This window comes from Delftia sp. K82 (genome assembly GCF_002193035.1).
Lineage (GTDB): Bacteria > Pseudomonadota > Gammaproteobacteria > Burkholderiales > Burkholderiaceae_C > Comamonas > Comamonas acidovorans.
On record NZ_MYFL01000005.1, the window covers coordinates 216,043 to 230,833 of the forward strand.

General features: G+C 68.1%; 11 protein-coding genes. 8 read left to right on the forward strand and 3 right to left on the reverse strand.

Annotated elements, in window-relative coordinates:
• Nucleotides 1-2 precede the first annotated feature (2 nt).
• From dxs to KDK82_RS27880, 3 genes are all read left to right on the forward strand, one after another.
• A complete protein-coding gene (dxs, locus tag KDK82_RS27870) occupies nucleotides 3-1,883 on the forward strand; it encodes a 1-deoxy-D-xylulose-5-phosphate synthase (RefSeq protein ID WP_043783320.1) in 1,881 nt (626 codons plus the stop codon).
• Nucleotides 1,884-2,131: 248 nt separating this feature from the next.
• The gene (locus KDK82_RS27875) at nucleotides 2,132-3,214 is read left to right on the forward strand and encodes a TRAP transporter substrate-binding protein (RefSeq protein WP_012204166.1); all 1,083 of its coding nucleotides are present in this window, start codon (nucleotides 2,132-2,134) and stop codon (nucleotides 3,212-3,214) included.
• Nucleotides 3,215-3,418: 204 nt separating this feature from the next.
• Complete coding sequence (locus KDK82_RS27880) at nucleotides 3,419-4,498, forward strand: TRAP transporter substrate-binding protein (RefSeq protein ID WP_034391287.1); 1,080 nt, start codon at nucleotides 3,419-3,421, stop codon at nucleotides 4,496-4,498.
• A gap of 146 nt (nucleotides 4,499-4,644) precedes the next feature.
• On the opposite strand, the gene KDK82_RS27885 is transcribed toward KDK82_RS27880, so the two are convergent.
• The 3 genes from KDK82_RS27885 to KDK82_RS27895 form a co-directional block, all read right to left on the reverse strand.
• A complete protein-coding gene (locus KDK82_RS27885; protein ID WP_088166773.1) occupies nucleotides 4,645-6,474 on the reverse strand; it encodes a TRAP transporter large permease subunit in 1,830 nt (609 codons plus the stop codon).
• Nucleotides 6,475-6,491: 17 nt separating this feature from the next.
• Nucleotides 6,492-7,100 (reverse strand): TRAP transporter small permease subunit, encoded by a 609-nt coding sequence (locus tag KDK82_RS27890; RefSeq protein ID WP_034391292.1) that lies wholly within the window; start codon nucleotides 7,098-7,100, stop codon nucleotides 6,492-6,494.
• Nucleotides 7,101-7,276: 176 nt separating this feature from the next.
• Nucleotides 7,277-8,443 (reverse strand): helix-turn-helix domain-containing protein, encoded by a 1,167-nt coding sequence (locus KDK82_RS27895; protein ID WP_034391295.1) that lies wholly within the window; start codon nucleotides 8,441-8,443, stop codon nucleotides 7,277-7,279.
• Between the two features lie 268 nt (nucleotides 8,444-8,711).
• Here KDK82_RS27895 and KDK82_RS27900 point away from each other — a divergent pair, with 268 nt between their 5' ends.
• The 5 genes from KDK82_RS27900 to KDK82_RS27920 all read left to right on the forward strand — a co-directional run bounded on the left by KDK82_RS27900 (nucleotide 8,712) and on the right by KDK82_RS27920 (nucleotide 14,753).
• Entirely contained in the window at nucleotides 8,712-9,188 is a 477-nt protein-coding gene (locus KDK82_RS27900; protein WP_013803615.1) for a (2Fe-2S)-binding protein, read from the forward strand.
• A gap of 29 nt (nucleotides 9,189-9,217) precedes the next feature.
• Entirely contained in the window at nucleotides 9,218-11,608 is a 2,391-nt protein-coding gene (locus KDK82_RS27905) for a xanthine dehydrogenase family protein molybdopterin-binding subunit (protein WP_088166774.1), read from the forward strand.
• A 10-nt stretch (nucleotides 11,609-11,618) separates the two neighbouring features.
• A complete protein-coding gene (locus tag KDK82_RS27910) occupies nucleotides 11,619-12,410 on the forward strand; it encodes a xanthine dehydrogenase family protein subunit M (protein WP_088166775.1) in 792 nt (263 codons plus the stop codon).
• Between the two features lie 157 nt (nucleotides 12,411-12,567).
• Nucleotides 12,568-13,509, forward strand: coding sequence for a MoxR family ATPase (locus KDK82_RS27915; RefSeq protein ID WP_088166776.1), 942 nt, complete (start codon nucleotides 12,568-12,570; stop codon nucleotides 13,507-13,509).
• Complete coding sequence (locus tag KDK82_RS27920) at nucleotides 13,506-14,753, forward strand: VWA domain-containing protein (protein WP_088166777.1); 1,248 nt, start codon at nucleotides 13,506-13,508, stop codon at nucleotides 14,751-14,753. The genes KDK82_RS27915 and KDK82_RS27920 overlap by 4 nt, the downstream gene beginning before the upstream one ends.
• Nucleotides 14,754-14,791: the final 38 nt, after the last annotated feature.

Below are 14,791 nucleotides of genomic sequence, written 5' to 3' on the forward strand. Positions count from 1 at the left end.
GCATGACCACGAACACCTACTCCCTGCTGCAGACCATCGACGATCCCTCGGATCTGAGGCGTCTGTCGCGTGCCGAACTCAAGACCCTGGCCCAGCAACTGCGTGCCTATGTGCTCGACAGCGTCTCCAAGACCGGCGGGCATCTGAGTTCCAACCTGGGGACGGTGGAGCTGACGGTGGCGCTGCATGCGGTGTTCGACACGCCCTACGACCGCGTGGTCTGGGACGTGGGCCACCAGACCTATCCGCACAAGATCCTCACGGGCCGGCGCGAGCGCATGGCCTCGCTGCGCCAGTTCGGCGGCCTGTCGGGCTTTCCGCAGCGCGCCGAGAGCCCGTACGACACCTTCGGCACGGCGCACTCCTCGACCAGCATCTCGGCCGCCCTGGGCATGGCCCTGGCTGCCAAGCAAAAGGGCGAGGACCGCCGCGCCATCGCCGTCATCGGCGACGGCGCCATGACGGCCGGCATGGCCTTCGAGGCGCTGAACAACGCCGGCGTGACCGATGCCAACCTGCTGGTCATCCTCAACGACAACGACATGAGCATCAGCCCGCCCGTGGGCGCGCTCAACCGCTACCTGGCCCAGCTCATGAGCGGGCAGTTCTACGCCAAGGCGCGCGACATGGGCAAGAGCGTGCTCAAGCAGGTGCCTCCGCTGCTGGAGCTGGCCAAGCGGCTGGAGCAGCAGGCCAAGGGCATGGTCGTGCCGGCCACGCTGTTCGAGAACTTCGGCTTCAACTACATCGGCCCCATCGACGGGCATGACCTCGATTCGCTGATCCCCACGCTGGAGAACATCAAGAGCCTCAAGGGCCCGCAGTTCCTGCATGTGGTCACCAAGAAGGGCCAGGGCTACAAGCTGGCCGAGGCCGATCCCGTGGCCTACCACGGCCCCGGCAAGTTCGATCCCAGCGTGGGCCTGGTCAAGCCGGCCACGCCTCCGAAGCAGACCTTCACCCAGGTCTTCGGCCATTGGCTGTGCGACATGGCGGACAAGGACCAGCGCCTGGTGGGCATCACCCCCGCCATGCGCGAGGGCTCGGGCATGGTGGAGTTCCACAAGCGCTTTCCGGGCCGCTACTACGACGTGGGCATTGCCGAGCAGCATGCGGTCACCTTCGCGGCCGGCATGGCCTGCGAGGGCCTCAAGCCCGTGGTCGCCATCTATTCGACCTTCCTGCAGCGCGGCTACGACCAGTTGATCCACGACGTGGCGCTGCAAAAGCTGCCCGTGGTCTTTGCGCTGGACCGCGCAGGCCTGGTCGGCGCCGATGGTGCCACGCACGCAGGTGCGTATGACATCGCCTTCGTGCGCTGCATTCCGCACATGAGCATGGCCTGCCCGGCCGACGAGCGCGAATGCCGCCAGCTGCTCACCACCGCCTACGAGCAGGACCATCCCGTGGCCGTGCGCTACCCGCGTGGCGCGGGCGTGGGTGTGGCGCCGCTGGAGAGCCTGGAGGGCCTGCCCTTCGGCAAGGGCGAGGTGCGCCGCGAGTCTGCCAAGAAGCAGGTCGCCATCCTGGCCTTCGGCACCCTGCTGTACCCGGCCCTGGCTGCGGCCGAGGCGCTGGACGCCACCGTGGTCAACATGCGCTGGGCCAAGCCGCTGGACGAGGAACTGCTGCGCCAGGTGGCCTCCACGCACGAGCTCATCGTCACCGTGGAAGAGGGCTGCATCATGGGCGGCGCAGGCAGCGCCGTGGCCGAGTCGCTGCAGGCCGCGGGCATCACGCGCCAGCTGCTGCAGCTGGGCCTGCCCGACGAGTTCATCGAGCACGGCGATCCCGCCAAGCTGCTGGCCCTGCAGGGACTGGATGCAGCGGGCATCGAGGCCTCGGTGCGCGCCCATCTGGCACCCGAGCGCGCGGTAGCCTGAGCGGCGCCGGGCAGCCGGCCAGCCGAGCAGAACTACGCGGGGGAAAACCCCGTCCGCGCTTGCTTTGCGGCGTTTTTAGAATCGATACCACCTGATACAGTGTGAATGCACGTGCGAACGTGCGTTTTTTTTGCCGCCGGGTCGCCCCAAGGCAAAAAGCGGCCCCCTCGGGGTGGCCGCGGACCTTGCGCAGCAAGGGGGCGCGGGGGCTTTTTCTGACTGACACAACACATCGCGGAGAGACATTCATGGACCGTCGTTCGATCATCAAACATGCGGGAATCGCTGGCGTGCTGGCTGTGGGAGCCGCACCCGCAGTCCATGCCCAGGAGGCGATCCGCTGGCGTCTGGCTGCGAGCTTTCCCAAGTCGCTGGACACCATCTTCGGCTCGGCCGAAATGTTCTCCAAGACGCTCAAGGCGATGTCGGGCGGCAAGTTCGAAGTCTCGGTGCATGCGGCCGGTGAGCTGATGCCCGCCTTCGGCGTGGTCGACGGCATCCAGAACGGCACCATCGAGATGGCGCTGACGGCGCCCTATTACTTCACCGGCAAGGACTACATCTTCGCCTTCGGCTGCGCCGTGCCCTTCGGCCTGACCGCCCGCCAGATGGATGCCTGGATGGAGCACGGCGGCGGCCGCAAGCTCATGGACGAGTTCTATGCCCAGTACAACATCAAGAGCCAGAGCGCCGGCAACACGGGCACCCAGATGGGCGGCTGGTTCCGCAAGGAAATCAAGTCGGTGGCCGATCTCAAGGGCCTGAAGATGCGCCTGGGCGGCGGCCTGTTCGGCGACGCCATGCTCAAGCTTGGCGTGGTCGCCCAGAACATGCCCGTGGGCGAGGTTTACCAGGCGCTTGAAAAGGGCACGCTGGATGCCGTGGAATTCGTGGGCCCCTACGACGACCAGAAGCTGGGCTTCAACAAGGTTGCTCCCTACTACTACTACCCCGGCTGGTGGGAAGGCGGCGCCGAGCTGGAGTTCTTCATCAACACCAAGGCGTATGCGGCCCTGTCGCCCGAGTACAAGGCCATGGTCGATGCAGCCTGCAACGTGGCGGCACGCGACATGACGGCCAAGTACGATGCCAACAACCCCGTGGCACTCAAGAAGCTGGTGGCCGACAAGACCCAGCTCAAGGCCTTCCCCAAGGACTTCATGGATGCCGGCTACAAGGCCGTCATGGAGATCATGGCCGAGCATGACGCCAAGTCGCCCATGTTCAAGAAGATCAACCAGAGCCTGCGCACCTTCCAGCGCGACCAGCTGCTGTGGGAGCGCTTCTCGGAGTTCCGCTACAACAGCTACATGACCACGGCCAAGCTGTAAGGCCAGGTCTCCCCAGCCAGCAGCACGCACAAGGACGGTCCATGCCTTCCAAGTTGCAGGCCAAGCCCGCGTCCCCTCTGTTGAATGCAGCAGGGGACAGCGGGCTTTTTTTGTTGTTCCGAGGATGTATGTGGGCCGGGCTGCCAAGAGCAGTCCGGCCTTTTTTGAATGCTCTCAAGCAGAGCGAACCAGGAGGAGACAGTGATGGACAGAAGAAAAGCACTCAAGCACGCCGGTCTGGCCGGTGTGTTGACTGCCGCAGCGGCACCGGCCGTTCACGCGCAGGCGGCAATACGCTGGCGCCTGGCGTCGAGCTTCCCGCGCTCGCTGGACACCATCTACGGCTCGGCCGAGGTGTTCTCCAAGGCGATCAAGGAGATGTCGGGCGGCAAGTTCGAGGTCTCGGTCCATGCGGCCGGCGAGCTGATGCCTGCCTTCGGCGTGGTCGATGGCGTGCAGAACGGCACGGTGGAGATCGCGCACACGGCGCCTTACTACTTCTTTGGCAAGAATGAGGCCTTTGCCATTGGCGGCGCCATTCCGTTCGGCATGAACTCGCGCCAGCTCACGGCGTGGATCGTTGACGGCAACGGTGGCAAGCTGATGCGCGAGTTCTATGCCGAATACGGCATCGTCAACTTCCTGGGCGGCAACACGGGCGCACAGATGGGGGGCTGGTTCCGCAAGGAGGTCAAGACACCGGAGGACATCAAGGGCCTGAAGTTCCGCATCGGCGGCTTCGCGGGCCGGATCATCGAGCGCATGGGCGGCGTGCCCCAGAACATCCCGGGCGGCGAAATCTACCAGGCGCTGGAAAAGGGCACCATCGATGCGGCCGAATGGATCGGCCCCTATGACGACCTCAAGCTGGGCTTCAACAAGGTCGCTCCTTTCTACTACTACCCCGGCTGGTGGGAAGGCAGCCTGAACCTCGAGTTCTACGTGAACCAGAAGGCGCTGGCCGCGCTGACGCCCGAGCAGCGCGCCATGGTGCAGGCCGCCTCGCACGAGGCCCATGTGGTCACCCAGGCCCGCTACGACGCGCGCAATCCCGGCGCGCTCAAGCAACTGGTGGCCAGCAAGGCCAAGGTGCTGGCCTTCCCGCAGACCGTGCTCGATGCTTCCTACAAGACCACCATGGCGGTCTATGCGGAGCTGGCCGAGAAAAATCCTGCGTGGAAGAAGATCTACGGCGACTACCGCAACTTCCAGCGCGACGAGGTGCTGTGGTTCCGCTTTGCCGAGGCGCGCTACGACGCCTTCATGTCGGCGCAAAAGCTGTGAAGTCGCGGCGCCCTCGGGCGTCATGCGGGAAAGCCGGGCACTGCCCGGCTTTTTTCATGGGCGCAGGGGACCGGCGCACGCCGGGGCCCGAACGAAAAAAGGCCCCGCGGTTGCGGGGCCTTTGCTGTCCTTGAGGGAGCTTGCGATCAGCTGCCGGACTTGCTCTCGCCCGGCGTGGCCGGTTGCTCGCGCTGCAACTGGTCCTGCAGCGCCTTGAGTGCATCGTCCTCGCTGCCCGGGGCCGAAGGCTCGCCAGGCGTTGCTCCGGGGGCAGGCGACTGGTTCGCGCCGTCGCCGTTGAACATGGGGTCGTTGAAGTCGATGGCCTCGGGCATGGATGCCTCCATCTCCTGGCGCACCTTGTCCAGGTCGTACTCCACCTTCTTGTCCAGCCCGCTGGAGACGATGCCGGGGAAGATGATGATCAGGGCCACCATGAACAGCTGCAGCGCCACGAAGGGAATGGCACCTGCATAGATCTGCATGGTGGTCACGGGCTCGGTCATCTTCTTGGTGACCTTGTCCACGTAGGCCTTGGCGGGGGCCACGCTGCGCAGGAAGAACAGCGCGAAGCCGAAGGGCGGGTGCATGAACGAGGTCTGCATGTTCACGGCCAGCAGCACGCCGAACCAGACCAGGTCGATGCCCAGCTTGTCGGCCACGGGGGCCAGCAGCGGCACGACGATGAAGGACAGCTCGAAGAAGTCCAGGAAGAAGGCCAGCACGAAGATCATGATGTTGACCACGATCAGGAAGCCGATCTCGCCGCCGGGCAGGGACACCAGCAGTTCCTCCACCCACTTGGGGCCGTCCACGCCCTGGAAGGTCAGGCCGAACATGGTCGCGCCGATCAGGATGAACATCACGAAGCACGACAGCTTGGTGGTGGACATCAGCGCCTGCTTGAGCAGGTCCATGTTCAGGCGGCCGCGAGCGAAGGCCATGATGGCCGCGCCCAGCGCGCCCATGGCGCCGCCTTCGGTGGGGGTTGCAACGCCCAGGAAGATGGTGCCCAGCACCAGGAAGATCAGCAGCAGCGGCGGGATCAGCACGAAGGTCACGCGCTCGGCCATGCGGCTGAGCAGGTGCAGGCCCGTGAGCTTGTTGAACATGGCGGCGATGAAGGCCAGGGCCACGCCGAAGCACATGGACACCACGATGGTCTCGTCCAGAGCGACCTTCTCCACCACCTCGCCGGACCACCAGGTGTGCAGCTGGGGCATGTACTGTCCCACCACGATGGAGGCGGCCACGCACAGCAGCGTCAGCACCAGGGTGGAAGGCAGGCCGGAATTGCCATTGGGCTCGCGCAGCGTGCGCGCCTCGGGCGGCAGGGCGGGCACCATGGCGGGCTTGAAGATGGCCAGCACGACGATGAACAGCGCATAGCAGCCCGTCAGCATCAGGCCCGGCAGGAAGGCGCCCTTGTACATGTCGCCCACGCTGCGGCCCAGCTGGTCGGCCAGCACGATCAGCACCAGGGATGGCGGAATGATCTGCGCCAGCGTGCCGGAGGCCGCGATCACGCCCGAGGCCACCCGGCGGTCATAGCCGTAGCGCATCATGATGGGCAGGGAGATCAGGCCCATGGAGATCACCGATGCCGCGACCACGCCCGTGGTCGCCGCCAGCAGCGCACCGACGAAGATCACCGCAAAGGCCACGCCGCCGCGCACGGGGCCGAAGAGCTGGCCCACGGTCTCCAGCAGGTCCTCGGCCATGCCGCTTCGCTCCAGTATCAGCCCCATGAGGGTGAAGAACGGTATGGCCAGCATCGTCTCGTTCTGCATGATGCCGAAGATGCGCAGCGGAAGGGCCTGCAGCAGGGCTTCGGGCAGCACGCCCAGTTCGATGCCGACAAAGGCGAAGAACAGGCCGCAGGCGCCCAGGCTGAATGCCACGGGAAAACCCACGAGCAGGAAAAGTATCAGCCCCGCGAACATGATCGGGGCCAGGTTGTGGATTACGAATTCCATGATGTCTGTTTCCCCGATCAGGCGCTTTGCCCGCTTTTGTCCTTGGCACCTGCCAGCCCGCGCAGGGCGTCGGCCAGGTCTTCCTCGGCGGTCTTCTCGCCCTTCTTGGCCGTGGGATCGTCGATCAGGCCCTTCAGGAAAGCGATGCGCTTGATCAGCTCCGACATGCCCTGCAGCAGCAGCAGCCCGAAGCCGATGGGGATCATCAGGTAGACGGGCCAGCGCACCAGGCCGCCTGCGTTGCCCGACATCTCGCCGGTCTGCATGGCCTGGATCACGAAGGGCGTGCCGAACCACAGGATGGCCAGCGCCATGGGGGTCAGGAAGAAGACGAAGCCGAAGATGTCGATCCAGATCTGCGTGCGCTTGGACAGGCGGCTGGCGATCACATCCACCTTCACATGCTCGCCCTGCAGCAGCGTGTAGCCGGCGGCCAGCAGGAAAGAGGCCGCGAACAGGTACCACTGCACTTCGAGGTAGGCGTTCGAGCTGGTGTGCAACACCTTGCGCACGATGGCATTGATGCCGCTGATGACCGTGGAGGCCAGGATCAGCCAGATAAGCCATCGCCCGACCAGGCTGTTGAGCCAGTCGACCCCCCTTGAGAATTTGAGCAAAGCCTGCATGGTGTCTCCAAAAAGTAGGCTGTATTGGGTCCGTCGCCGTACGCCAGCCTGTAGGCCGGCGCGCAGCGCTCTTGTCGGCGCATGGACCAAAGCCGTCGATTCTACGGAGACCCGACCGCCGCAGGCGGCCTGCTCCCCCTAAAAGAAATCCGTGTGAACCCGAGGAAACGTCCCGTTCAAGTGGTGGTGTGTGGCTTGCGGGCCCCCAGTTTGCGGTACAGCGTGGCGCGGCTGATGCCCAGCGCGCGGGCGGCCCGGGTCACATTGCCCTGGGCGTCCTGCAGTGCCTGCTCGATCAGCACGCCCTCGCTGGCGCGCAGCGGGCTGGGCTGGGCGGCTGTGGCCAGCGCTGCCGTGCCCAGCGCGGGCAGCAGCTGGCGCAGCTGGGGGCCGGGCTGCACCAGGGCCTGCAGCCGCAGGCCCGACCACAGCGGCAGGCGCAGCGGCTCGTTGGGGCGCTGGCGTGCATGGTCCACCAGCGCCGTCCAGGGCATGGCCAGCAGTTCGCTGCAGTGCAGCGGCTGGCCCGGCAGCGATAGCGGCTGGGGCACGAGCTGGCGGGCCAGGGTATTGCTGCCCGCCACATGCCCTTCGGCGTCCACGGCCAGCAGGCCTTCGCCCTCCTGGCCCAGCGGCCCGCCGGGCCAGTTCAGGTGCAGCAGCAGGGCATGGGGCAGGGCGCGCAGCAGCCGGTCCTCGATGGCGCGGGCACAGCGCAGCGCCAGGTGCATGAGTTCGGGCCGCTCCGGCACATCCACGCCCGTGATGTCCAGCATGCCCAGGCAGCTCCCGTCCGGGCCGGACAGCGGCGCACCCGCGCAGCTGTAGTGGCGGTTGGCCTCGAAGAAATGCTCGGCCCGGTGCAGCCAGACGGGGCTGTGCTCGGCCAGGGCCGCGCCAATGGCCGTGGTGCCCACGCCCTGCTCGGACAGGTCCACGCCCACGCGGGCAATGGCCTGCACGCGGATGTCGCTGCGCTCCAGCGGCCCCTGCACCTCCAGCACCGTGCCGCGTGCATCGGTCAGGAGGCTGAAGTAGTGCATGGCGCCCACCGCGCCCACCAGCTGGGCCATCACGGGGCGAGCGGCCTGCAGCAGCATCTCATGGCCATCACGGGTCTGGCGCAGCGCATGCGGCCCCAATGCTTCGTAGACCACGCGCTCGTCCGGGCGGCGGCCTGCCGCCAGGCAGCGCTGCCAGGAGCGCCACAGCCAGGGTGCGATGCCGGGCGGTGAACCGGCCAGCGCCTGATCGCCGAAAACCAGGCTGCGGGCCCGGGCGACCTGCTGGTGGCGCGGATCGGCGGGGCAGGGCTGCGCGGCGTCGGGGCTCAGGGCGAACATGGGGCGGGAACTCCTGTGGCTGGCTGGCAAGGGATTGCGAACGGGCTGGCAGGCGGGCACGGTCGAAGCCGGGGCGCGCAGGCGCAAGCGGTGCGGGCTGCGGCTGCGGTGACGACTGTGTCATTTTGAGAATATCCGCGCCGCCCGGCCCGGGCTTGCGGGTCAACCCTAGAACGGGCGCCTGCGGGCAGGGCGACCATGGCAGGCGAGGTTCCCGGCGTTCCCCCACGTTCCAGATCACCGCCGATCACAGGCAGGAGACAGCACGATGAATGTCCAGCTCACCGTCAACGGGCGCGCGCAGCGCATTGATGTTCCTCCCAACACCTTGCTCGTGCATGCGCTGCGCGAGCACCTGCGCCTGACCGGCACGCATGTGGGCTGCGACACCAGCCAGTGCGGGGCCTGCACCGTCATCGTCGACGGCCACGCCGTCAAGTCCTGCGCCATGCTGGCCGTGCAGGCCGAAGGCTGCGAGGTGCGCACCATCGAAGGGCTGGCGGATATCGACGGCGGCCTGCACCCCATGCAGGCGGCCTTCAAGGAGTGCCACGGCCTGCAATGCGGCTTTTGCACGCCGGGCATGGTCATGAGCGCCGTGGACCTGTGCCAGCGCCAGCCGTGCGCGGGCGATCGCGAGATCCGCGAGGCGCTGGAGGGCAACCTGTGCCGCTGCACGGGCTACCAGAACATCGTGGCCGCCGTGAAAAAGGGCAGCCAGGCCATGGCAGGGCCTGCGGCCTGAGCGCCGCAGGTCACCACAAGGAGACAGCCATGGGTGCATCCGACTTTTCCAAGCTCCCCCACATCGGCGAGCCCGTCAAGCGCAAGGAGGACTACCGCTTCCTCACGGGCGCGGGCCAGTACACCGACGACATCGCGCTGGCCGCCCAGGCCCATGCGGTGTTCGTGCGCTCGCCGCACGCGCATGCGCGTGTGCGCTCCGTTTCCACCGATGCGGCCAGGGCCGCGCCCGGCGTCATCGGCGTGCTCACGGGCGCCGACGTGGCGGCCGACAAGATCAACGGCCTGCCCTGCGGCTGGCTGATCACCAGCACCAACGGCGAGCCCATGAAGGAGCCGCCGCATCCCATCCTGGCGCTGGACACGGTGCGCTACGTGGGCGACCAGGTCGCCATGGTCGTGGCCGAGACGCTGGAGCAGGCACGCGACGCGGCCGAGCTGGTGGAGGTGGACTACGACCCGCTGCCCGCCGTGGTGCTGGTGGCCGACGCGGCGGCCGGCAGCGTGCCCGGCGCGGTGGTGCACGACATCGCCCCCGACAACCACTGCTACAAATGGGCCATCGGCGACAAGGCCGCCGTGGATGCGGTGTTTGCGGGCGCCGCCCACGTCGCCCAGCTGGACCTGGTCAACAACCGGCTGATCCCCAACGCCATGGAGCCGCGCGCGGCCATCGGCAGCTACAGCCGCGCCAATGACGAGTACACGCTGTACGTGGCCAACCAGAACCCGCACGTCGAGCGGCTGCTGATGACGGCCTTCGTCATGGGCCTGCCCGAGCACAAGGTGCGCGTGATCGCGCCCGACGTGGGCGGCGGCTTCGGCTCCAAGATCTTCCTGTATGCCGAGGATGTCTGCCTGACCTGGGGGGCGCGCAAGCTCAATCGCTCCATCAAGTGGACGGCCGACCGCAGCGAGTCCTTCCTCACCGACGCCCATGGCCGCGACCACGTCAGCCATGCCGAGATGGCCATGGACGCCAGCGGCAAGTTCCTGGCCATGCGCGTGCACACGGATGCCAACCTGGGCGCCTACCTGAGCACCTTCGCCAGCGCCGTGCCCACCATCCTCTATGCCACCTTGCTGGCCGGCCAGTACGCCACGCCCCAGGTCTATGTGGAGGTCGATGCCTGGTTCACCCACACCGCGCCCGTCGACGCCTACCGGGGCGCGGGCCGGCCCGAGGCCACATACCTGCTGGAGCGCCTGGTCAGCCGCTGCGCCTGGCAGCTGAACCTGTCCCAGGCCGAGATCCGGCGGCGCAACTTCGTCACCAGCTTCCCCTACCAGACGCCCGTGGCCCTGCAGTACGACGTGGGCGACTATGGCGCCTGCATGGACAAGGCCGAGGCCCTGGCCGACGTGGCCGGCTTTGCCGCGCGCCGGGCCGACAGCGAGGCGCGGGGCCTCAGGCGCGGCCTGGGCTACAGCAGCTACATCGAAGCCTGCGGCCTGGCGCCCAGCAACATCGCGGGCGCCCTGGGCGCGCGGGCAGGCCTGTTCGAATGCGGCGAGGTGCGCGTGCACCCCACGGGCAGCGTCACCGTGTTCACGGGCTCGCACAGCCACGGCCAGGGGCACGAGACCACCTTTGCCCAGGTGGTGGCCGCGCGCCTGGGGATACCCGTGGAGAACGTGGACATCGTCCACGGCGACACGGGCCGTGTGCCCTTCGGCATGGGCACCTATGGCTCGCGCTCCATCAGCGTGGGCGGCGCGGCCATCATGAAGGCGCTGGACAAGATCGAGGCCAAGGCCAAGAAGATCGCGGCCCACCTGATGGAAGCCAGCGACGCCGACATCGACTTCGCGGGCGGCGAGTTCACGGTGCGCGGCACGGACAAGAAAATCCCCTTCGCCCAGATCGCGCTCACCGCCTATGTGCCGCACAACTACCCGCTGGACAAGCTGGAGCCGGGCCTCAACGAAACCGCCTTCTACGACCCCACCAACTTCACCTTCCCCGCAGGCACCTACATCTGCGAAGTCGAGGTGGATCCGGCCACGGGCGTGGTGCGCGTGGACCGCTTCAGCGCCGTGGACGACTTCGGCACCATCATCAATCCCATGATCGTCGAGGGCCAGGTGCACGGCGGCGTGGCCCAGGGCATAGGCCAGGCGCTGCTGGAAAACTGCGTCTACGACCGCGAGACCGGCCAGCTGCTCACCGGCAGCTTCATGGACTACGCCATGCCGCGCGCCGACGACTTCCCCGAGTTCAAGCTCGGCACCGTCTGCACGCCCTGCACGCACAACCCGCTGGGCACCAAGGGCTGCGGCGAGGCGGGGGCCATAGGCTCGCCGCCCGCCGTCATCAATGCCGTGCTCGACGCACTGCATCCCCTGGGTGTCAGGGACCTGGACATGCCGGCCAGCCCGCACCGTGTCTGGTCGGCCATCGACGCCGCAGCCACCTCCTGAGGAGAGCGCCATGTACGCATTCACCTATGAAGCCCCCGGTACCACGGCCGACGCCGCCGCGCTGGCCGCGCAGGGCGGCCAGTACCTGGCCGGCGGCCAAAGCCTGCTGCCATCGATGCGCCTGCGCCTGGCGCGGCCCGAACAGATCGTGGACCTTAACCGCGTCCAGGGCCTGGCCGGCATCGCCGTCAACGGCCAGACCGTGGAAATCCGCGCCATGACGCGCCATGCCGACGTGGCCGCCAACCCGCAGGTCCAGGCCGCCATCCCGGCCCTGGCCGAGCTGGCCGGCGGCATCGGCGACCGCCAGGTGCGTGCGCGCGGCACCATCGGCGGTTCGCTGGCCAACAACGACCCCGCTGCCTGCTACCCCAGCGCCGTGCTGGGCCTGGACGCCACCGTCGTCACCGACCGGCGCGAGATCGCGGCCGACGACTTCTTCCAGGGCATGTACACCACGGCGCTGGGCAGCGGCGAGCTGATCACGGCCGTGCGCTTTCCCGTGCCGAAGAAGGCCGCCTACCTCAAGTTCAAGCAGCCCGCCTCGCGCTTCGCCCTGGTGGGCGTCTTCGTCGCCCAGACCGACAGCGGCGTGCGCGTGGCCATCACGGGCGCCGGGCTCAGCGTGTTCCGCCATGCGGGGCTGGAGGCCGCGCTCAACCAGAGCTTCACGCCCGACGCGGCCGCCCAGGTGCTGATCGACCATGCCGACCTCAACAGCGACCTGCATGCCAGCGCGCGCTATCGGGCGCAGTTGATCAGCGTGCAGACGCAAAGGGCTGTCTCTCAAATGTTGGGGTGACTATGGTGACCCCCTGAGTCGCTTCGCGCCTTCCCCCTTGAAGGGGGACGACACCCTCGGTGCGGGGCGGCCCTTCCTCGGTGTCCCTGAGTTGGATTGCGCCAGTTTTGCGCAGCGCAGACGAAGCGCAGTTCCATGACGATTGGATAAGGACTGAATGAAGGTTCCCGAGCAAGCCATTGCCTCCATAGACGCCCTGGTCGCCGCGCTGCAGGCCGAAGGCTATTTCGCCGACCGGCGCCTGGCCACGGCCGTCTTCCTGGCCCTGCGGCTGCAGCGGCCGCTGCTGCTGGAGGGCGAGCCCGGCGTGGGCAAGACCGCGCTGGCCCAGGCGCTGGCACGCGTGCTGGCGCGCCGCCTGATCCGGCTGCAGTGCTATGACGGCATGGAGCAGCGCGAGGCGCTGTATGAATGGAACTACGCGGCCCAGCTGCTGCACCTGCGTGCGGCCGAGCTGGCCTCGGCGCAGCCCGCGGCCGCACCGGAGCAGGACCGCTTGCAGCGCGCCGAGCAGGAGGTCTACCAGGAGCGCTACCTCGTGAGCCGCCCGCTGCTGCAGGCCCTGCAGCAGCCCGAGCCCGGCGCCGTGCTGCTGATCGACGAGATCGACCGCGCCGACGAGCCCTTCGAGGCCTTCATGCTGGAGTACCTGGGCGAGTACCAGGTCAGCATTCCCGAGCTGGGCACGGTGGCGGCACGCGTGCCGCCCGTGACCGTGCTCACCAGCAACCGCACGCGCGACCTGCACGATGCCGTCAAGCGCCGCTGCCTCTACCACTGGCTGGACTATCCCGGGCGCGAGCGCGAGCTGGCCATCGTGCGCGCCCTGGTGCCCGGGGCCGGGCAGGCCCTGACCGCCCAGGTGGCGAGCTTCGTGGGACGGCTGCGCAGCCAGCCCTTTGCCGACGCCTTCCAGCGCGTGCCCGGCATTGCCGAAAGCGTGGAATGGGCCAAGGCCCTTGTGGCGCTGGACACCCTGGTGGTCGATCCCGAAGTCGTGCATGACACGGCCGGCATCCTCTTCAAGCAGCGCGAGGACGTGGCCGCGCTCACGCCCGAGCGGCTGCAGCAACTGCTGGCGCCGGAGCCCGCGCCGTGACGGCTGGTGCAGCCGGTGCCGCCGATGGGGGCGGGCGCACCAGCTGGCTGGGCGATGCGCGCAGCGGCAAGCTCGCCGGCAACCTGGTCGGCTTTGCGCGTGCGCTGCGCCGTGCGGGCGTGCCCGTGGACGGCGGGCGCATGGCGCTGGCCCAGCAGGCCCTGTCCCTGGTCGGCCTGGCGCGCGAGGACATGGCCGCAGCGCTGGAGGCCGTATTTGTGAGCAACGCCCAGGACCGCGCCGTGTTCCGCGAACTGTTCGATGCCTACTTCCGCAATCCCGACGTGGCCAGGCAACTGCTGGCCCAGTTGCTGCCGCAGGCGCCCCGGCCGTCCGCGCCGCGCCACCGCCCGCGCGTGCAGGAAGCCCTGTCGCCCCGCCAGGCAGGCGAGGGCAGGGCCGCCGTCGATGAAGAGCTGAAGCTGGACGCCGCCATGACGGCCAGCGAGCGCCACCGCCTGCGCCATGCCGACTTCAACCAGCTCAGCGCCAGCGAATACCTGCTGGTGCAGTGCCTGGCCAGGGACATTGCCCTTCCCTTGCCCCGCTACCGCAGTCGCCGCACGCGCACCGGCCAGCGCGGCGCGGTGCCCGACTGGGCTGCCAGCCTGCGCGCGGCATCGCACCACGGCGGCGAAATGCTGCAGCTGCTGCGGCGCGAACGGCGGCGCCTGCCGCTGCCCTGGCTGGCCCTGGTCGACGTCTCGGGCTCCATGGAGCGCTATGCGCGGCTGCTGCTGGCCTTCCTGCACGCGGCTACCAGCACGCAGCGCCATGCGGGCCTGCGCCGCCAGGTCTTCAGCTTCGGCACCGAGCTGCGCGACCTGGGCCCGGCCTTTGCCCAGGCCGATACCGACGCCATGCTCGAGCGGGCCAACGCCGCCATTGCCGACTTTGGCGGCGGCACGCGCCTGGGCAGCAGCCTGGGCGAACTGCGCCGCCTGCATGCACGCCACCGGGTTTCAGGCTTGGTGGGCCGGCGTACCCTGGTGCTCATCATCAGCGACGGCCTGGACACCGGCGATGCCGCCGAGCTGGACCGCGAACTGGCCTGGCTGCGCCGCCACAGCGCGCGGCTGCTGTGGCTCAACCCGCTGCTGCGCTTTGACGGGTATGCCCCACTGGCCCAGGGGGCGGCCGTGTTGCATCGTCATGCCCATGCCATGCTTGCGGTACACAACCTGGAATCGCTGCAGCAACTGGCCGGTCACCTGGCGCGGCTGCTGGCGGCGCCAGGCCGCTGAGCCGCTTGCGGCCACCCCCCATCGCAGAAAGGAATTGC